General features: G+C 60.8%; 22 protein-coding genes. 14 read left to right on the top strand and 8 right to left on the bottom strand.

Annotation, left to right across the window (positions count from 1 at the left end; genetic code table 11):
- Nucleotides 1–34: 34 nt before the first annotated feature.
- A complete protein-coding gene (locus AC1DJO_RS13370) occupies nt 35–934 on the top strand; it encodes an EamA family transporter (RefSeq protein WP_477971030.1) in 900 nt (299 codons plus the stop codon).
- Between the two features lie 3 nt (nt 935–937).
- Here AC1DJO_RS13370 and AC1DJO_RS13365 read toward each other — a convergent pair whose 3' ends face one another.
- Nucleotides 938–1,405, bottom strand: a complete 468-nt coding sequence (locus tag AC1DJO_RS13365; protein WP_310293466.1) for a group III truncated hemoglobin — start codon at nt 1,403–1,405, stop codon at nt 938–940.
- 179 nt (nt 1,406–1,584) lie between these two features.
- On the opposite strand from AC1DJO_RS13365, the gene mbfA reads away from it, so the two are divergent.
- A complete protein-coding gene (gene mbfA, locus AC1DJO_RS13360; RefSeq protein WP_477971027.1) occupies nt 1,585–2,568 on the top strand; it encodes an iron exporter MbfA in 984 nt (327 codons plus the stop codon).
- 68 nt (nt 2,569–2,636) lie between these two features.
- Here the strand turns inward: mbfA and AC1DJO_RS13355 are convergent, their stop codons facing one another.
- Together AC1DJO_RS13355 and AC1DJO_RS13350 are read right to left on the bottom strand one after the other, a co-directional pair.
- Nucleotides 2,637–3,236 (bottom strand): transglutaminase-like cysteine peptidase, encoded by a 600-nt coding sequence (locus AC1DJO_RS13355; RefSeq protein WP_477971025.1) that lies wholly within the window; start codon nt 3,234–3,236, stop codon nt 2,637–2,639.
- 182 nt (nt 3,237–3,418) lie between these two features.
- Nucleotides 3,419–4,222: an alpha/beta hydrolase gene (locus AC1DJO_RS13350; protein WP_477971023.1), complete on the bottom strand. Its 804-nt coding sequence runs from the start codon at nt 4,220–4,222 to the stop codon at nt 3,419–3,421.
- 170 nt (nt 4,223–4,392) lie between these two features.
- Between AC1DJO_RS13350 and infC the strand changes: the two genes are divergently transcribed.
- The 10 genes from infC (at nt 4,393) to pheT (ending at nt 13,697) form a co-directional block, all read left to right on the top strand.
- Entirely contained in the window at nt 4,393–4,929 is a 537-nt protein-coding gene (gene infC / locus AC1DJO_RS13345; protein ID WP_112385381.1) for a translation initiation factor IF-3, read from the top strand.
- 158 nt (nt 4,930–5,087) lie between these two features.
- Entirely contained in the window at nt 5,088–5,648 is a 561-nt protein-coding gene (locus AC1DJO_RS13340) for a hypothetical protein (RefSeq protein WP_112385140.1), read from the top strand.
- Between the two features lie 149 nt (nt 5,649–5,797).
- Complete coding sequence (locus AC1DJO_RS13335; RefSeq protein ID WP_477971021.1) at nt 5,798–6,313, top strand: PepSY domain-containing protein; 516 nt, start codon at nt 5,798–5,800, stop codon at nt 6,311–6,313.
- A 3-nt stretch (nt 6,314–6,316) separates the two neighbouring features.
- Complete coding sequence (locus AC1DJO_RS13330; protein ID WP_477938837.1) at nt 6,317–6,982, top strand: response regulator transcription factor; 666 nt, start codon at nt 6,317–6,319, stop codon at nt 6,980–6,982.
- The gene (locus tag AC1DJO_RS13325) at nt 6,979–8,331 is read left to right on the top strand and encodes an ATP-binding protein (protein ID WP_477971019.1); all 1,353 of its coding nucleotides are present in this window, start codon (nt 6,979–6,981) and stop codon (nt 8,329–8,331) included. The genes AC1DJO_RS13330 and AC1DJO_RS13325 overlap by 4 nt, the downstream gene beginning before the upstream one ends.
- A gap of 238 nt (nt 8,332–8,569) precedes the next feature.
- Nucleotides 8,570–8,773 carry a 50S ribosomal protein L35 gene (gene rpmI, locus AC1DJO_RS13320; RefSeq protein WP_007813308.1) on the top strand — a complete coding sequence of 68 codons (204 nt, stop codon included), beginning with the start codon at nt 8,570–8,572 and terminating at the stop codon, nt 8,771–8,773.
- Between the two features lie 39 nt (nt 8,774–8,812).
- A complete protein-coding gene (rplT, locus tag AC1DJO_RS13315; RefSeq protein WP_112385144.1) occupies nt 8,813–9,217 on the top strand; it encodes a 50S ribosomal protein L20 in 405 nt (134 codons plus the stop codon).
- 97 nt (nt 9,218–9,314) lie between these two features.
- Nucleotides 9,315–10,133: a BUD32 family EKC/KEOPS complex subunit gene (locus tag AC1DJO_RS13310; protein WP_477971017.1), complete on the top strand. Its 819-nt coding sequence runs from the start codon at nt 9,315–9,317 to the stop codon at nt 10,131–10,133.
- Nucleotides 10,134–10,163: 30 nt separating this feature from the next.
- Nucleotides 10,164–11,246, top strand: coding sequence for a phenylalanine--tRNA ligase subunit alpha (pheS, locus tag AC1DJO_RS13305; RefSeq protein ID WP_310293451.1), 1,083 nt, complete (start codon nt 10,164–10,166; stop codon nt 11,244–11,246).
- Between the two features lie 15 nt (nt 11,247–11,261).
- Nucleotides 11,262–13,697 (top strand): phenylalanine--tRNA ligase subunit beta, encoded by a 2,436-nt coding sequence (gene pheT, locus AC1DJO_RS13300; RefSeq protein WP_477971015.1) that lies wholly within the window; start codon nt 11,262–11,264, stop codon nt 13,695–13,697.
- A gap of 49 nt (nt 13,698–13,746) precedes the next feature.
- On the opposite strand, the gene AC1DJO_RS13295 is transcribed toward pheT, so the two are convergent.
- Nucleotides 13,747–14,040 (bottom strand): hypothetical protein, encoded by a 294-nt coding sequence (locus AC1DJO_RS13295; RefSeq protein WP_112385148.1) that lies wholly within the window; start codon nt 14,038–14,040, stop codon nt 13,747–13,749.
- A 323-nt stretch (nt 14,041–14,363) separates the two neighbouring features.
- On the opposite strand from AC1DJO_RS13295, the gene AC1DJO_RS13290 reads away from it, so the two are divergent.
- Nucleotides 14,364–14,981, top strand: coding sequence for a hypothetical protein (locus AC1DJO_RS13290; RefSeq protein WP_477971013.1), 618 nt, complete (start codon nt 14,364–14,366; stop codon nt 14,979–14,981).
- On the opposite strand, the gene AC1DJO_RS13285 is transcribed toward AC1DJO_RS13290, so the two are convergent.
- Both AC1DJO_RS13285 and AC1DJO_RS13280 read right to left on the bottom strand, forming a co-directional pair.
- Nucleotides 14,971–15,414: a GNAT family N-acetyltransferase gene (locus AC1DJO_RS13285; protein WP_112514184.1), complete on the bottom strand. Its 444-nt coding sequence runs from the start codon at nt 15,412–15,414 to the stop codon at nt 14,971–14,973. The two genes, AC1DJO_RS13290 and AC1DJO_RS13285, sit on opposite strands and share 11 nt — an antisense overlap.
- Before the next feature lie 11 nt (nt 15,415–15,425).
- Nucleotides 15,426–16,373 carry an aldo/keto reductase gene (locus AC1DJO_RS13280; RefSeq protein ID WP_477971011.1) on the bottom strand — a complete coding sequence of 316 codons (948 nt, stop codon included), beginning with the start codon at nt 16,371–16,373 and terminating at the stop codon, nt 15,426–15,428.
- Nucleotides 16,374–16,553: 180 nt separating this feature from the next.
- Between AC1DJO_RS13280 and AC1DJO_RS13275 the strand changes: the two genes are divergently transcribed.
- On the top strand, nt 16,554–17,540 hold the full coding sequence (locus AC1DJO_RS13275) for a Gfo/Idh/MocA family protein (RefSeq protein ID WP_477971009.1): 987 nt from the start codon (nt 16,554–16,556) through the stop codon (nt 17,538–17,540).
- Here AC1DJO_RS13275 and AC1DJO_RS13270 read toward each other — a convergent pair whose 3' ends face one another.
- Nucleotides 17,541–17,918: a GtrA family protein gene (locus AC1DJO_RS13270; protein ID WP_477938848.1), complete on the bottom strand. Its 378-nt coding sequence runs from the start codon at nt 17,916–17,918 to the stop codon at nt 17,541–17,543.
- A complete protein-coding gene (locus tag AC1DJO_RS13265) occupies nt 17,915–18,940 on the bottom strand; it encodes a glycosyltransferase (protein ID WP_477971007.1) in 1,026 nt (341 codons plus the stop codon). Before AC1DJO_RS13265 ends, AC1DJO_RS13270 begins: the two co-directional genes overlap by 4 nt.
- Nucleotides 18,941–18,998: the final 58 nt, after the last annotated feature.

The raw sequence follows: 18,998 nt of genomic DNA, 5'->3' as shown, positions 1-18,998 counted from the left end.
AGCCCTATTCAGAGCTGAAAATCGGGAGGAAGCAATGGGCGCACAGCCTGAAAATACGGCGTTGAATGCGGACGGCTCGGCAGCAGCCGTGCCGTCGAGTGGCGTCGCAACGGGCGCCCTGATGTGCCTTCTTTCGATGTCGTCGATCCAGTTCGGCGCGGCGCTTTCCTCGCACGCGATCGCAACCTATGGGCCGGCAGGGGCTTCCTGGCTCCGCCTGGTCTTCGCGGCGCTGATCCTCGCAGTCATCGTTCGCCCGCCGGTTCTGCGCTATAGCCGCGAGCAATGGGTCAGCGCTCTCGTGCTTGGCACGATCACGGCATTGATGACCATCTGCTTCTTCGCGGCGATCCAGCATATTCCGCTCGGCCTTGCCGTCGCCATCGACTTTCTGGGGCCGCTGTCGGTTGCGACATTCGGCTATGGATTGACGCGCCGTCTGATCTGGCCCGTCGTCGCAGCCGCTGGCGTGCTGTTCCTTGCCTATGACGGTGAAGGCTGGGTCGGCAATCTGCCGGGTGTGCTGTTCGCTGCCGGTGCCGGAACCGGCTGGGCCATCTATATCCTGCTGACGAAGAAGGTCGGCGCCACCTTCAAGGGCTTCGAAGGCCTGTCGATGTCGCTGCTCGTTGCTGCCGTCGTCGCCACGCCTTTCGGATTCATGGGTGCGGTACCGCACCTTGATGGCTCCGGCTTGATCGAGATGGCGGGACTGGCCCTTCTCGTGCCGCTTCTGCCCTATGCCCTGGAAATGACGGCGCTCCGGCGCATGCCCACGGCTTCTTTCGGCATTCTGATGAGCCTGGAACCGGCGATCGGCGCCGCCGCCGGCTTTGTCATTCTGATGCAACCGATGACGCTGCTGCAGATGACCGGAACGGCACTCGTGGTGCTGGCAAGTGCCGGCGCGACCTTCTTCGCCGGCAAGGCGTGACGGTCAGGCGCGCTCGCGCGCCGGATCGTCCAGGGCCGGATTGTAGAACAGCGAGAGGGTCAGGCTCCGGGCAATGCGCTCCGCGGTTGCCATGAACCAGGCCTTGGCCTCCGGGGTCGGAGCGATATCGTCAAGTGTCGCTGCAAACAGCGCCAGCCATTTGGGAAAGAGCTCCGGCGTCATGTTGGCGACGCCGGTATGGGCCTGAACGGGCTTTCCGCCATAGGCCCCGCTGCGAAAGGCAACGGAAGACCAGAAGCTTTTCATCTTTTCCATATGCTCCGGCCACCGCCCCGAAAGCCGCGCATCGAAGACCGGCCCGAGTTCGGGATGTAAAAGCACCCGGCTGTAGAATGTCTCGACCAGCGTCCCGATAAAGGCATCGTCGATGCCGATCGATTTCATCTCGGCTTCCGCACGCTCGCGGATCGCCGCAACATGGGCAGCGCGGCCCTGCAATTCGTTGTTCATTTTTAAAACCACCCCGGCTTTGCCGTATGCGACGGCGCCCTTCATATAGGCGTTGCCGGCGCGCGGCCAAAGCCGGAACTGAAGATTGCGGCAATCTGTCAAATCGGACGTGTTCGATCTTGACCGCCGCCACGGCGCTCTTTAGATTTAGAATAATTCTAAATTACTGGAGCATGCCGATGTTGGCACGTCTTTTCAGATCGCAGAAGCGATCCTTCAAATCACTGTCTGAACAGGAAATCCTGGCACTTGCAATCGCCTCGGAAGAGGATGATGCGCGCATCTATCTCGCCTATGCAGATCAGTTGAAGCGTGACTATCCTGCGAGCGCGCAGGTGTTCGAAGACATGGCCGAGGTGGAAAGCACCCATCGGCGGTCACTGATCGAAATCCATCGCCAGCGCTTCGGCGAGCGCATCCCGCTGATCCGCCGTGAGCATGTGCAGGGCTTCTACGATCGCAAACCCGACTGGCTGCGCAAGAACCTGTCGCTTGACGCCATGCGGCGCGAGACGGAAGCCATGGAAGAGCAGGCCTACCGCTTCTATGTCGAGGCGGCCAAGCAGACGACCGACGCCTCAACCCGTCAGCTTCTTGGCGATCTGGCGCTGGCCGAACAGGGGCATGAAGATATTGCCCGCATGCTCGGAGAAAAGCACATACCGGAGACCGTTAAGGAAGAGGAAAACGAAGGTGTCCGCCGCCAGTTCGTGTTGACCTATGTCCAGCCCGGTCTTGCTGGTCTGATGGATGGTTCGGTCTCGACGCTGGCGCCGATCTTCGCCGCCGCCTTCGCCACGCAGGATACCTGGCAAACCTTCCTCGTCGGCCTTTCCGCCTCGGTTGGTGCCGGCATCTCCATGGGCTTCACGGAAGCAGCACATGACGACGGCAAGATTTCCGGCCGTGGATCGCCGATCAAGCGCGGCCTCGCCTGCGGCATCATGACGGCGCTCGGCGGCCTCGGGCACGCGCTGCCTTATCTGATCCCGCATTTCTGGACGGCGACGATCACCGCGGCCGTGGTCGTCTTCTTCGAACTCTGGGCGATTGCCTTCATTCAGAACAAGTATATGGAAACGCCGTTCCTGCGCGCCGCCTTCCAGGTGGTCCTCGGCGGCGGACTTGTGCTCGGCGCCGGCATCCTGATCGGCAACGGTTGAGTTCCCGGCAAAGAAAAAGGCCTCCCGAAGCAAGCTTCGGAAGGCCACCCAAGAACCGGTAGATGTGATTATTGCAGGGCACCAACCAGAACGTCGCGGCCGTTCTCGATGGTGACCCAGCGCCCGGCATTGTAGCTCGACTGGCGCTTGATGAAGGAATAGTTCGTGTCGAACCATGGTTTCACGTTGGTCGACAGATTGTCGAGAATGAAATCGCCATCCGTGGTGCGCAGCGTCAGAACCGCATGCCCCTCACCGTCAGGCTTGCGTACGACGGTCATCAAAAGGTTTGCCGGCGAAAAGCCGCGCTGAATGAGGATGCGGCGCTTCAGAAGCGCATAGTCTTCGCAGTCGCCTGCTGTCGTCGGATAGGCCCAGACCTCGTCCTTGCCGTAGATTTCCTTGTCGGTCATCGGCTTGATCGTGGTGTTGACCGTCGTGTTGATCGAACGCACCAGCGTCCACTGGTCGGGGGTCATCTGCATGTTCGCAGTGTTGCGGTTCGGGTCGCATTCGTCGCGGTGGATCTGACAGAAATCGTAATGGCCGATCGGCTGCGATGTCGCTCCGCCGGTAACCATGGAGAGGTTGGATGTCGAAGCCGGCAAGGCAGCCGAAGACATCGCTAGCATGGCCATCATGGCCACGAGGTAACCCTTGATCCGCACGCCCGTATTCCCTGCATCGCCCTTGTATTTATTAACAAAGAGTTAACGGGGAGGGGCGTTCGGAGTCAATCGTTACTTCTTGGTAGGGAGTTACAACTCTCGGACATGGTTAAAATGCCACAGAAGGTGGGCTTGCGCGGCATCCTCTCAACCGGAGATACTATTCGTGCATCCGAATTCGCTTATTGACGGATAAGCGCGCTGACCGCAGAAAGCATGCGCTCGATATCCTGCGGCCGCGAAAGCCGGTGGTCGCCGTCGCGTACGAAGGTCAGCACCACGTCGTCGGACGGCAGATGCTCGATCAGCTTCATGGCATGTGCATAGGGCACGTCCGGATCTTTCATGCCCTGCAGGATATGAACCGGGCATCCCGTCTGGATCATCCCGGTCAGCACCCTGTTGGCGCGGCCGTCCTCGATCAGGGCCCGGGTATAGATATTGGGCTCAGGGCTGTATTCCGACTTTTCTTCGAAATAGTCGCGCTCTTCCAGAGAGGCGCGTTCCTTCTTGGTCAGATGCGGTTCGATCAGATCCGAGGTGAAATCCGGCGCGGGCGCGATCAGCACCATGCCCTCAAGCTTCGGTCCATCGGCAATCTTGCCCAACTCCTGGGCCAGACGCAGCGCGATCCACCCTCCCATCGACGATCCGACGGCAATGACGCGCTTCGGATTGACATGCATGAGAACCGCGAGCGTCTCCTCAAGCCAGCGCGAGATCGTCCCGTCGCTGAACTTGCCGCCGGAAAGCCCGTGGCCCGAATAATCGAGCCGAAGGCAGCCAAGACCCGTTTCCGCCGCCAGCCTGTCAAGCTCGACGGCCTTGGTGCCGCTCATGTCCGAGCGATATCCCGAAAGCCAGAGCAGAAGAGGGGCGTCCGGTTCAGCATTCGCCTGACGCAGAATGAAGGCGATCTGGCGGGCGTCGTCACCCTCTCCGGCGGTGATAAACTTCGGCTGAGGGGCGATGGATGTCTCGGACACGGCTGAACTCCTGTTGTTCCCGCCTATAAAACAGATTCTTGACAGGCTGACAGCGGGTGATTTTTCCGCTAAAGCGTGCTACTGACTCCGTTGCAGCGATAACGAGACCCCGTTTGTGCCCCCGTGGGAGTACGAGCTGCAGCATTCAACAACTCGAGGAGAGTACGACCATTCGCAGACCTTTTAAAACCGACGCGCCCGTTAAGGAAGGGCCGCGTTCGAACCGGGAAATTCGCATACCCCGTGTTCAGCTGATTGACGCAGAGGGACAGAACCTGGGCATCGTCGCCACCGATCAGGCGTTGAAAATGGCTGAGGAAGCCGGTCTCGACCTGGTGGAAATTTCCCCCAATGCCGAGCCGCCTGTGTGCAAGATTCTCGATCTGGGCAAGCTGAAATATGCGAACCAGAAGAAGGCTGCCGAAGCGCGCAAGAAGCAGAAGATCGTCGAAGTCAAAGAAATCAAGATGCGTCCGAACATCGACACGCATGACTATGACGTGAAGATGAAGGCGATGGGCCGCTTCTTCGAAGAAGGCGACAAGGTAAAGGTAACGCTGAAGTTCCGTGGCCGTGAAATGGCTCACCAGGAACTGGGCATGAAGCTGCTTCAGCAGGTCAAGGCCGACACGACCGAATATGCAAAGGTCGAAGCCGAGCCGAAGCTTGAAGGCCGACAGATGATGATGGTGCTCGCGCCCAAGTGAGCGCGGTCCATCAGGATGCATCGAAGCCGTCCGCAAGGGCGGCTTTTGTGTTTTCTGGGGCCGCTTTCTGACAGTCTGCTGACAGGCACTCTCAGCGGCCTGTCAGCCTGGAGATGTCATGCTCCTTCCATCGAAACACGGATGGAAAGGAAACGACCATGGCCCCCCGTCTTCAAAGGATCACGCTGGCCTCGGCCGCCGCGCTTGCGCTGGCCGCTGCTCTACCCGCCCTTCAGCCTTCGGGATATTCCCTCTTTTCCTCGGCTGCCTATGCCCGTGGCGGTCATGACGGCGGCAGCGGCAGTTCGGGCCGCGGCGGCAGCGACGATGCCTCCGGCGACGACCATGGCGGCGGCCACGACAGTGGCAGCAACAGCGGCCGCGGCCGGAGTGGCGGCAACTCAAGCGATGACGACAATGGCGGCGATCGCCATGGCGGCCGGACGGTTGCTGCGGGGGCGGATGATAGTGGACGCCGCGGCCGCGAGAATGACCGCAGCGATCGTCCCCGCGTTCCGCTCTCGGTTTCTGCGGCAAGTCTTCAAGGCCTGCTCAACGGTTCGCTTATCGCCGTCGATCAGCTGGGCCGCAGGCTGGAAGTCGAGGTCGAATTGGAACACGGCGTCCAGACCGTCGAGGTGAAGCCGCACCGCTCCGATGCCGTCCGTAACCCCGGCCCAATCACCAATGTTTCCATCAGGCCTGCGGCAGCGCCGTAATTGCCTGGTTCTTCCGCCCGCCCCGGAAGATCGATGCTCCGCCGTTTGCCGGCGGAGCATCTGCCGTTTCAAGCCCGCTTTTCTGTGCCTCTTGTGCGGGTGCATGTAAGCGTTCAGTTTATCAGCCGTATATGAGGTCCGGATCAGGCATGTCTTTCACCCGCAGATCGACCGCTCTCCTGCTGTCAGCCGCCATCGTTGCGGCCGCACTGTCTGCGTCTCCGGCGGCGGCAAAAGATGGCGGCGGCAGTAGTGGCAGTTCCGGCAGCAGCGGTTCGAGCGGCTCCGGCTCATCCGGTTCAGGCTCGAACTCGGGATCGGGAGGCTCCGGCCACGATGGCGGAGACGATCATGGCGGCCACGGCGGCGATGACGACGGCGGAGGCGGAGGCGATGATCACGGTGGCCGCGGAACGAGCAGCGGCAGCGGCTCCGGTCGCGCCGATTATGACCGCGCACGCGATGCTGTGCGCGAAGGCCGCATCCTGCCGCTGAAATCGCTGCTGCAGAAGATCGATTCCCGCCGTTACGGCCGGGTCATCGACGTCAGTCTCAGCCGCTCGCTGTTCAGCGACGTCTATCAGCTCAAGCTTCGGGATGGAAAAGGCACCATACGCACGCTGCGCGTCGATGCCCGCAGCGGCGAAGTGATCGGGGACAAGTGACCGATGAAGATCCTGCTGGCCGAAGACGACGCCAATATATCGGTGCATCTTGCCGAGACATTGGGACGCGAAGGCTATCTCGTCGAAACCTTGAACTCCGGCCCCGAAATTTGGGAGCAGGGCGAAACCGGTGATTACGCTGCCATCGTCCTCGATCTCGGTCTTCCCGGCATGGATGGCCTGTCGATCCTCAAGCGCTGGCGGGCCAATGGTCTCGAAACGCCGGTCCTTGTGCTGACGGCCCGCGGCTCCTGGATGGAACGCGTCGATGGTTTCGACGCCGGGGCCGACGACTATCTGCCGAAGCCCTTCCGCAGCGAGGAATTGCTGGCACGCCTTCGCGCTCTGCTTCGCCGATCAGGCAGGATGCAGCAGCGGGTGAAATCGGCCGACCGCTTCACGCTGGATGAACAGGCCCGCCGTGTGACCTTCGATGGCCGTGAACTTGATCTGAGCCCTCTCGAATACCGGATGATCTCCGTGTTCATCGATCGTCCGGGCGCCGTGCTGACGCCAGCGGAACTTGCGAGCCAGGTCCAGGGCCGCGATGACGACGCCGCCAAAAATGCCGTCGAGGCCATGGTGGCGCGATTGCGCAAGAAGACCGATAGCAGCGCGATAGAAACTCGCCGCGGCTTCGGATACGTGCTGCCGGGCAAGACACGATGACGAAGTCATTGCGTTTCCGTCTGGCCGCTGGCGCCCTTGTCGCGATTGCCGTCGCTCTCGCGCTGGTCTGGTTCGTCCTCGGTCATCTGTTCGAAGACTATCTGGCCGATCAGTATGCGAACGAGATGACCGCGGTGTCGGATGCTCTCGGCGCCCGTCTGGCGATCGAAAACGGCGGGCTTTCGCTGATCAGCGAACCGTCCGATCCGCGTTTCCAGACACCGGCCGGCGGACGCTATTGGCAGATAACGCCCGACGACCCCACTCAGCCGCCGCTCCGCTCGCGTTCGTTCTGGGACGAGGAACTGACCAGGGATAGCCTCTCCAGGGATCTCTATTGCGGGTTTCACGAAGCCGAAGGGCCGGATGGGACGACGATCCTGGTCACCGTGAAGGCGATGTCCGTCGGTGAGGGTGATGCGCGCAAGCACTTTACGATCTATACGGCTTTCTCCAAGGACGAGATGGAAAGCGCGCTGTCGAATTATCACCGGCCGCTGCAGCTGATGCTTGCCGCAACCGGCCTGCTTCTGCTTGCCGCCGCTTTTCTGCAGGGGCTGATCGGCCTGAAGCCGCTGGTGCGCCTGCGCAACGAGGTGGCCAATATCCGTGCCGGCCGCAGCGCGCATATCGGTGCCGAAGGACCGAACGAGGTCCGCCCGCTGGTCAACGAGATCAATCTTCTGCTGGCGGAGCGCGAAACCGCCGTGGAACGGGCACGATCGCGGGCGAGCGATCTGGCGCACGGATTGAAGACGCCGCTAACGGTTCTGTCCCATCTCGTCGAAAGCCTGCCGGATGACAAGCGCGATACCGCCCTGCAGCAGATCGAACTCGTGCGCCAGCGGGCCGACCGGCAATTGCAGGCCGCGAGGATGGGTGTCGAACGCATGGCGACGACGTCGCTTCTCGGTATATCGGGAAAGCTGGTCAGTGTTCTCTCGCCCGTCACTAACGGCAAGGGCGTTGGCTGGAAAGTCGATATCGATCCGGCGCTGACCATCGAAGCCGATCCCGCCGATGTCGCCGAGGCCATGGGCAACATTCTCGACAATGCGGTGCGCTTTGCCCGCTCCCGCATCGATGTCTCGGCGTCCAGGGAAGGCGAGGCCGTTATCCTCCGGGTCGGCGACGACGGCCCTGGCGTGCCTCCCGAAAACTATGCGATGATGTTGAAGCGCGGCGTCAGCGCTGACGATGCGCATGCAGGTTCCGGTCTCGGGCTTGCCATTTCCGGCGATATCGCCGAGGCTTACGGCGGCAGGATTGTCCTTTCGCGCTCGGATCTCGGCGGCCTGGAAGTCACCTTGGCGTTGCCCGCGCCGAAGAATCTGATGCCCGCGGCCTGAGTGCCAAGATTCCGTCAGCCGCCCCGTTGCACTTTCATGACACTGCGGTTATAAGCGCGCGTCCGAACTGACCGGCAGGGCATGCCGTGGCAGTTTCGAATGCTTGCGGGCAGGTTTCGTCACCGGGCCCGCAGATCAACAACAAACGCTCCCGCACCTGGTTGCGACGGCCGGTTTTCCGGACATCGCTCGAGGGTTTCTTTGAAACATGCAGGGAGGACAGAAACGGAGTAGCAAAATGCCCAAGATGAAGACGAAGTCCTCTGCCAAGAAGCGGTTCAAGATCACCGCAACCGGCAAGGTCAAGGCTGCAGCTGCTGGCAAGCGCCATGGCATGATCAAGCGTAGCAACAAGTTCATTCGCGATGCACGTGGCACGATGGTTCTGGCTGAACCCGATGGCCGCAAGGTTGTGAAGAACTATCTGCCGAACGGTCTCTAAGACTCTTCCGCGAACGTTGTAGATTAAGGAGATCATGAAATGGCACGTGTAAAAAGAGGCGTTACCGCCCACGCCAAGCACAAGAAGGTTCTGAAGGCCGCAAAGGGCTTTTACGGCCGCCGCAAGAACACCATCCGTACGGCTAAGGCAGCGGTTGACCGCTCCAAGCAGTACGCTTACCGCGACCGCAAGGTCAACAAGCGCAATTTCCGCGCGCTCTGGATCCAGCGTATCAACGCTGCTGTCCGCGAATTCGGCCTGACCTACGGCCGCTTCATCGACGGCCTGAACAAGGCTGGCATCGAAGTCGACCGTAAGGTTCTCTCCGACATGGCGATCCATGAGCCTGCAGCATTCGGCGCTCTCGTCGATGCTTCCAAGAAGGCCCTTGAGTACCTCAAGGACGCCGGCACGAAAAACGAGTTTGAAGCAGCGGTTAACTAAGCCGGCGCTATCGAACCTCAGTTTCGATGTTTTTAAACCCGCGCTGGCTAGCTGGCGCGGGTTTTTGTTTGCGATTTGAAATGGGAGTCACGGGAACGTGGCGGACGCTATCGACAATCTGGAAGCCGGACGCGGCCTGAGCGAGGAGGACATTCCGGTTCTTCTCACTGCGCTGCTGTCGGGTTCACACAGGGTTGAGTGTGTGCCGCTGTCGCAGGGTGCTGTCTGGATCAAGCGCTATGGCACGGAGTGCACCTCGCGCTGGGTCTTTCTGCAGCGCATGATCGCCAATCTGGTTGGTGCGCCGTTTCTCCGGCCTTCACCGGCGCTGGATGACGAAGGCATGGCACAGCGCGAAATCCGGCGTATCACCATGTTCGCATCCAAGGACGTACCGACGGCGCGCGTTGTCTATTCGTCCGGCAGTGCCGTCGTTTTCAGCGATGTCGGCTTGACTGTCGGACAGCAGCTGCGCGCAATGGCTGGCAGCGATCCGGTAGCCCATGACGATCTACTCGTCCTCTGTGCTGGCGAGCTCGGCCGGCTTCATGCCAAGGGTTTGTGCCATGGACGCCCGTTTCCGCGCGACATGTTCGTCAAGGATGGCCGCATCGGCTTCATGGATTTCGAAGAAGAACCCGACACCGTCATGCCGCTGACAACGGCGCAGGCGCGCGACATCTGGCTGCTCTTCCTGCAGATCGCAGGCCGCGCCCGGCTGGGCAGTCAAACCCATGACCGGGCCTATAAAGCGTGGTGCGAGGCAGCACCGGCCGGCGCCATTGACGAACTGCACAAACTCACCGGCTTTCTGGGCGCCTTTTTGTGGTTTGCCCGGTTGATTGGCCGCGTTCACATGGGTAGTGATCTGCGGCAGTTCATCATGGCCACCAGTTACTTGAAACACGCTTCCTGAAGCACATTGACGCCCGCAAGGCAGGAAAAAATGACCGAACTCGAAACTCTGGAAAAGCAACTGCTGGCCGATGTCGCGGCCGCCGCCGACGAGCCTGCGATCGAAGCGGTGCGGGTTGGCGCACTCGGCAAGAAGGGATCCGTCTCCGAACTGCTGAAGACGCTCGGCGCGATGTCGCCTGAAGAGCGCCAGACGCGCGGTGCGGCGATCAATGCGCTGAAGACTGTGGTGACCGATGCCATCAACCTGCGCAAGAGCGATCTGAAGCGGGCGGCCATCGATGCGCGCCTGAAGGCGGAGACCGTCGATGTCAGCCTGCCGGTCCGCTCGTCTCCGGCAGAGCGCGGCCGCATCCACCCGATCAGCCAGATCGTCGATGAGATCACCGCGATCTTCGGCGATATGGGCTTCTCGATCGCCGAGGGCCCCGATGTCGAAACCGACTATTATAATTTCACGGCCCTGAACTTCCCCGAGGGACACCCGGCCCGCGAAATGCATGACACCTTCTTCTTCAATCCGGATGAGAACGGCGAGCGCAAGGTTCTGCGCACGCATACCTCACCGGTGCAGGTGCGCACCATGGAAGCGCAGAAGCCGCCGATCCGCATCATCATCCCCGGCAAGACCTATCGCCAGGATAGTGACGCGACGCACTCGCCGATGTTCCATCAGGTCGAGGGCCTCGTCGTCGACAAGAAGGCCAATGTCGCCAATATTCGCTGGGTGCTGGAAGAGTTCTGCAAGACCTTCTTCGAAGTCGATAGCGTGACGATGCGCTTCCGCCCGTCCTTCTTCCCGTTCACCGAACCGTCCTTCGAAGTCGACATCCAGTGCGACCGCTCCGGCCCGATCGTCAAGTTTGGCGAAGGCACCGACTGGATGGAAATCCTCGGCTGCGGCATGGTTCACCCGAACGTGCTGCGCGCCGGCGGCCTTGATCCGGACGAATATCAGGGCTTTGCCTGGGGCATGGGCCTCGACCGCATCGCCATGCTGAAATACGGCATGCCCGACCTGCGCGACTTCTTCAACGCCGACGTCCGCTGGATGAACCACTATGGCTTCCGCCCGCTCGACATGCCGACGCTGTTCGGCGGCCTGAGCGCGTAAGGGAGGATTGGACCTATGAAATTCACACTCTCCTGGCTTAAGGATCATCTTGAAACGGATGCCTCGCTCGATGAAATCTGCGCCCGCCTGACGGAAATCGGTCTTGAGGTCGAGGATGTCGATGACAAGGCTGCTTACAAGCCCTTCGTCATCGCCAGGGTTCTGTCGGCTGAAAAGCATCCGGAAGCCGATCGTCTGAAGGTGCTGTCGGTTGATGCCGGCCCTGACGTCAACGGCGGCAAGCCGCTGCAGATCGTCTGCGGTGCGCCGAATGCCCGCGCCGGTCTCGTCGGCGCGCTGGCGCAACCAGGCGATTATGTGCCCGGGATCGACGTGACGCTTGGCGTCGGCAAGATTCGCGGCGTCGAAAGCCACGGCATGATGTGCTCCGAAAAGGAGCTGAACATGTCGGATAATCACGACGGCATCATCGATCTGCCCGCCGATGCGCTGATCGGTACGTCCTTCGCTGCCTATGCCCATCTCGACGATCCCATGATCGAGATCAACCTGACACCGAACCGTCCGGACTGCACTTCGATCTACGGCATCGCCCGCGATCTCGCCGCTTCCGGTCTCGGCACGCTGAAGACCCGCCCAGCGCCGTCCTTCGCTGTCGAAGGCGAGACGCCGGTGAAGGTGACGCTCGATCTCGATGACGAGAGGCTTTGCCCGGGTTTTGGCCTGCGCATCGTGCGCGGCATCAAGAACGGCCCGAGCCCCAAGTGGATGCAGCAGCGCCTGCTGGCAATCGGCCTGCGCCCGATCAACGCGCTGGTCGATATCACCAACTACATGACCTTCGATCAGGGCCGCCCGATGCACGTCTTCGACGCAGCCAAGGTGAAGGGTAACCTGACAGTTCGCCGTGCCAAGGATGGCGAAACGGTACTGGCGCTCGATCAGCGCGAATACAAGCTCGGCGCCAACAACGTCGTCATCGCTGACGACAACGGCGTCGAGTCAATCGGCGGCATCATGGGCGGCGAGCATTCCGGCTGTGACGAGAACACCGTCGATGTCCTGATCGAGTCGGCCCTCTGGGATCCGATGAACATCGCCAAGTCGGGCCGCGGCCTCGGCATCATCACCGATGCCCGCTACCGCTTCGAACGCGGCGTCGATCCGGAATACATGATCCCGGGCCTCGAGCGCACCACCGAGCTGGTTCTGGAACTTTGCGGCGGCAAGCCTGCCAAGGCTGATGTTGTCGGATACAAGGGCTATCAAGCCAAGATTGTCGATTTCCCTTATTCCGAGGTCAAGCGCCTGACCGGCCTCGAGGTCTCGACCGATGAGAGCAATGCGATCCTCGGTCGCCTCGGCTTCAAGGTCTCCGGCTCCGGCGAGCGCGTTTCGGTCGCCGTTCCCTCCTGGCGTCCCGATGTCGATGGCAAGGCCGATCTCGTTGAGGAAGTCATGCGCATCCACGGCGTTGACAAGATCAAGCCGGCGCCGCTTGAAAGTCATGCTGCCGTCAACGGCAAGATCCTGACGACGCTGCAGATCCGTACCCGCACCGCCAAGCGCGCGCTTGCCTCACGTGGCATGCTGGAGGCCGTCACCTGGTCGTTCATCCCGGAAGATCAGGCGAAGCTTTTCGGCGGCGGTTCGCCGGCGCTGAAGCTTGCCAACCCGATCGCAGCGGAAATGTCGGATATGCGTCCGTCGCTGCTCCCCGGCCTGCTGACCGCGGCCCAGCGCAATGCTGACAAGGGCTATGGCGACGTTGCGATCTTCGAAGTCTCCGGCACCTACGAAAACGACCGGCCGGAAGGCCAGCGCCGCGTTGCTGGCGGCATCCGCCGCGGAACGGCAACGATGGCCGGTGCGGGCCGCATGTGGTCGAACGCGGCGAAGGGCGGCGGCAAGCCCGCTGATGTCTTCGATGCCAAGGCCGACGCGCTTGCCGTGATCGAAGCCTGCGGTCTGCCGATGGGCAATATCCAGATCGAGCAGGGCGGTCCCGAATGGTATCATCCGGGCCGTTCCGGCACGATCAAGATGGGTCCGAAGGTCGTCCTCGGCTATTTCGGCGAGTTCCATCCCTCGACGCTGGAAGCGCTCGACGTCTCGGGCGCTCTCTGCGGCTTCGAGGTTTATGTCGATGCCATGCCTGAGCCGAAGAAGAAGGCGACGCGCACAAAGCCGGCGCTGGAGCTTTCGGCTTTCCAGGCCGTCAAGCGCGACTTCGCTTTCGTTGTAGACAAGTCCGTTGAAGCAGGTGCCATCCTCAAGGCTGTCAGCGGCGTCGATCGCAAGCTCATCACCGGCGTCAATGTCTTCGATGTCTTCGAAGGCGCATCGCTCGGCGAGGGCAAGAAGTCCGTGGCCATCGAAGTTCAGATCCAGCCGGTCGAGCGGACGCTGACGGACGAAGATTTCGAAGCGCTGACGCAGAAGATCATCGCCAGCGTGACAAAATTCACCGGCGGCGTGCTGCGAAGCTAGGTTCAGAGAATCAAAGGAGAAACCGGCGGAAGCCTGTTTTTCTTTGTCTCTAGTGTTTCTCCGGAAAGAGCGAATGCATCGCTGTCTGGAGAAGCTCCTCCACATAGACCTGCGCCGTATCCGTCGCCTCTTCGGACAGGTTCATTTCCTCACACTTTTTCTCCACCGCCTCGCGGATGAGATAGAGCACGCCTCGACCGATTTTGGCATTCTCGGGATCGGATGTATCGAGCACCATGGCGAGCGATGTCATCGCCACGATTTCCAGCACGAGCATACGGCCTTCGATATCGGACAGATTGCTTGATATCGCTTTCGCGCTGTCCTTCTTGGCATCCGGCATGATTTGTCCCCCATTTCCGGTCACGCCTTCTAACTAGTGCCGGTCGATGCAAAAAGAAGGCTAGGTTGTGCGAAAGCCGCAATACCTTTGGTATTATAAGTTGCGAGCCGTTTTATTCGCCGGATCCGCTGCCTTTATTGATCCATGACGCGTGCGGGGTTTCGATTTTCTGCCGTTTCGCTTTTCTAGCGCACGCGGTCGCTCGAATTACTTTGCGGGCCAGCGCCGCGCCACCAACCCTGGGATCGCGACCGTTTTGCCGAAACCGGGTGGAAACACGCAGCGAATTCGCCGATGCTCTGCGTGGTAAGAGGAGGGCGTTGATGAAAAAGCCGGGATCGATGAAGTCTTTGGAAGACATGGGGCGTGCGCGCCTGTCGAAGAATTTTTTCTTCCGCGACTTCCTCCATTCCGAGATCGCCGATTTCTATCGCATTTCGAATATTCCCGACGATCCGGAACTGGCGATCGAGGCGGGCAGGCGGCTTTGCGAGGAGCTTCTGGAGCCGCTGCAGGCGACGTTCGGCCGCCTTCACATCCGGTCGGGATACCGGTCCGCCGAAGTGAACGGCTTCGGCAACAGGGCCAAGCTGAACTGCTCGTCAAATGCGGCGACGGCAGCCGATCATATCTGGGATATGCGGGATCTCGATGGCTGCATGGGAGCGACCGCCTGCGTTGTCGTCCCCTGGATGGTCGATACCTACCGCGACGAACAGGATTGGCAGCGGCTTGCCTGGTGGATCCACGACAAGCTTCCCTACGCGGCGCTCTGCTTCTTCCCGAAACTTTGGGCTTTCAACATTCAATGGCACGAGCGTCCGCGGCGGATCATCCAGAGCTACGTGCGCCCGCTGGGTATCCTGACCAAGTCAGGCATGGCCAACTGGGAGGGCGACCATTCGGAATTCTACCGGGGCTTCCCGCCGCTCAGATATTGATACGATACCGAATATGTCCGTCGCTCTCGACATAGCTGTCGTAGAGTGCCCGTGCCCGCGCGTTGCTCTCGCTCGTATGCCAGTAGAGCCGCGACCAGCCGTTCGTCCTGCAGAGATCGACGAGATCGTCGAGCAGGGCGCGCCCGATACCTTTGCCGCGGATCGATTGATCGACGAAGAGATCCTCGAGATAGCAGTCCTTACCATGGATCCAGGTACCCTCATGCGTCAGCGACAAGCTGAAGCCGGCGACAGCTCCGTCTACCTCGGCAACACGCATGAAGATTGCCGACGCCGGATCGAAGACCCGGCGCCAGGTGGAATCAGTGATGCTTTCATCGACGGTGACGTCATAGAATTCGAGGTAGTCCTTCCAGAGGTCCCGCCAGCGGCTTTCATCTTCAGGTCTCGCATCCCGGATCGTCACGGTCATTGATTGTCTCCTCAGGCGCCTGCCTTGTCGAGCAGCGCCATAGCTTCGCTGGAAAGCTGCAGCCTTGCGGCCTTTGCCAGGCTTTCGAGCTGCGAAAGGCTGGTAGCACTGGCAATCGGCGCCGTCACGCCTTTCTTGTTCAGCAGCCAGGCGAGCGAAATCTCTGCAGGCGTTGCGCCTGTTTCAGCGGCAATCTTGTCCAGCACGTCGAGGATGTGCATGCCCTTGGCGTCGAGATATTGGGAAACACGCCCCTCGCGCGCCCGTCCCTCCGTATCAGCCTTGGTGCGGTATTTACCGGAGAGGAAGCCGGCGGCCAGACTGAAATAGGTGATCACGCCGATGTCTTCCTTGACGCAAAGATCGGCAAGCGGTCCCTCGAAGCTTGAGCGCTCGTAGAGATTATATTCCGGCTGCAACACATCGTAGCGCGGCAGCCCGGCCTTGTCGGCCGCGTCGAGGGATGCCTGCAGCAGCGGCGCATCGTAGTTCGAGCAGCCGAAGGCGCGGATCTTTCCCTGCTGCTTCAGCTTGGCATAGGCGGTCAGGCTTTCCTCGTGCGGCGTATCGGCATCCGGCCAATGGGAGAGATAGACGTCGATGTAATCCGTCTGCAGACGGCGCAGAGAGTCTTCGACCGCTTTGAGGATATATTGTTCCTTGAGCGTCTTACCCTGACCCATGTCGGAACCGACCTTGGTGATGATGACAGCCTTGTCGCGCGCCACCTTCCCCTTCTTCAACCAGCGGCCGATGATCTCCTCGGAATCGCCACCCTTGTTGCCCGGAACCCAGGCCGAATAGACGTCTGCGGTGTCGATCGTGTTGAGACCGGCGTCGAAGAAGCCATCGAGAATCTCGAAGGATGTCTTTTCGTCGGCAGTCCAGCCGAAAACGTTGCCGCCGAAAACGATCGGGGAAATTGAAAGACCTGTTTTTCCAAGCCGGCGCATTTCCATGGCGCTCTCCTAAAGTGCTGATTTAATTGAAAGTGCAGACACGGCAGAACGCCGCCGGAGAATAACCTAGTGCAGCCCGGCGCCGAAGGAAACCAAACTTTCGTGATCTGCAGCCGCGCCATTGCCTGCCTGCCGCCCGGTGAATAAGGTGCGCGCAATCAACCTTTGGGAGGCTCATCCATGCTGCGTTTCGGTATCATTTCCACCGCCAAGATCGGTCGCGAGGCTGTTGTGCCCGCCATTCAGGATGCCGAAAATTGCGTTGTCAGCGCCGTCGCCAGCCGTGATCTGGCCCGCGCCCGCGAGATGGCGGACCGTTTCTCTGCCCCGCATGCCTTCGGCTCCTACGAAGAAATGCTGGCATCCGACAAGATCGACGCCGTCTACATCCCGCTGCCGACGTCGCAGCATATCGAATGGGCGATCAAGGCGGCGGATGCCGGCAAGCACGTCCTCTGCGAAAAGCCGATCGCGCTGAAGGCTGCGGAGATCGACAAGCTGATTGCGGCGCGGGACCGCAACAAGGTGCTGATCTCGGAAGCTTTCATGGTCACCTATGCACCGGTCTGGCGCAAAGTCCGCTCGCTGATCGCCGAGGGCGCCATCGGCAAGCTACGCCATGTCCAGGGTGTCTTCACCTATTTCAACCGCGATCCGGGCAACATGCGCAACATCCCCGAGCTTGGCGGCGGCGGCCTGCCCGATATCGGTGTCTACCCGACGATCAGCACCCGCTTCTCGACCGGTCTGGAGCCGCTGCGCATCCAGGCCGTTACTGAGCGCGATCCGGAATTCGGCACCGATATCTATTCGAGCGTTAAGGCCGATTTCGGCGAGTTCGAGCTGAGCTTCTACATCTCGACGCAGATGGCCAACCGCCAGCTGATGGTGTTCCACGGCAGCGAAGGCTTCATCGAGGTGAAGTCGCCGTTCAATGCTGACCGCTGGGGCCCCGAGGAGATTGAGCTCAGCAATCGCGCCCACAACCAGTCGACCATCTTCCGCTTCCAGGACAGCCGCCAGTATCGCAAGCAGGCGGAAGCCTTTGCCCGCGCCGCCAAGGGCGAGCAGGAAGAGGTCGTCACGCTGGAAAATTCGAAGCTGAACCAGAAGGTGATCGACGCGATCTATCGCGCCAGTGAGAAGGATGGCTGGGAGCCGGTCTGATCACTCGCTGCGGAAGACGAAGCGGGAATAACCGAAGAAACTGAAGAACATCGACGCGGCGGTGGCAAGCACCAGCGCCGCCAGTGGCTGCAGCGCGGGCATCGTCAACAGCAGGGCGGCGTAGAGGCCGTAATTGACGAGCGCAGACGTGATCCCGACGGATCCGTAACGGAAACCTTCGACGGCAAGCGAATGCGGCGAGCGGTCGAAGGTGAATGTCCGGTTGAAGATCCAGGTGACGACCATCGCCAGCGCGATCGCAATCAGCCGGGCGATGAACGGGCCGAGCGATGTGACATGCAGCAGCAGCGTCAGTAATCCGGCGTCGACAACGAAGCCAATCCCGCCGGCGATGCCGAAGCGCAGCAGCTTCTTCACGCGGCACCTGCCTTGCGAGCCGCGACAGGCTTGCGCGCTGGCTCGGCAATATCCTCGGAAAGCTCCGCGCGCTGCCGCTCGCGGCGGCTTGCGGCACCGGCGGCCATGTAGTGGATGCGCAGCTGCTCCGCCCGTGAGCGCGCAACGGAATCAAGGATCGTGCCCGCGGTGAACAGCATGAACGAGATCATCATCAGCGCCATGGAGAGAACCCAGGTTGGCATGCGGCTGACGAGACCGGTCGCGAAATATTCCGCCAGCACCGGCGTCATGAACCCAAGGCTTGCCAGCATGAATGTTGCGCTGATGATGCCGAAGAAGGCGAAGGGCCGTGTTTCCTTCATCAGCATGGCAAACATCCAGAGGATTTTGCCGCCGTCTCTGAAAGTGGAGAGCTTGGAATGCGAGCCTTCCGGCCGGCGGCCGTAATCGAGCTCGAGCTCGCTGACCGGCAGCTTCAGGCGCGAGGCATGGACCGACATTTCGGTCTCGATTTCGAAGCCGCCCGATACCGCCGGAAAACTCTTGACGAAACGGCGCGAGAAGGCGCGGTAGCCGGAAAAGATATCGGTAAAATCAGGGCCGAAGATCGTCCGGTAGAGGACGTTGAATATCCGGTTGCCGAAGGCGTGGCCCTGACGGCCTGCGTCGGCGCGGACGTTCCGGCGGGTGCCGACCACCATGTCGGCGCGCTCCGTAAGAAGCGTGCGGATCAGGTCTTCGCCGTCTTCCGCTGCATAGGTGCCGTCGCCATCGGCCATCAGGTAGATATCGGCATCGATATCGGCAAACATCCGGCGCACGACATGGCCCTTGCCCTGACGCCGCTCGCGCACGACATTTGCGCCGGCCAGCATTGCATGCAGCGCGGTGCCGTCGGTGGAATTGTTGTCGTAGACGTAAATCTGTGCCTCGGGAAGCGCTGCCTTGAACCCGCGAACCACGGCGCCGATCGTTGCTGCCTCGTTGTAGCAGGGGAGGAGCACGGCAATGGATGGAGTATCGTTCTGCGATCGGTTCATGATCTTGCTCACCGGGTTTGGCCGGGGCGCAGTATAAGTCAGCCAATCTTAATAAGAC

This window comes from Rhizobium sp. 05N430, from assembly GCF_056396985.1.
Note: the sequence above shows the minus strand (reverse complement) of the source record. Positions and strands in the feature narration are given on the sequence as shown.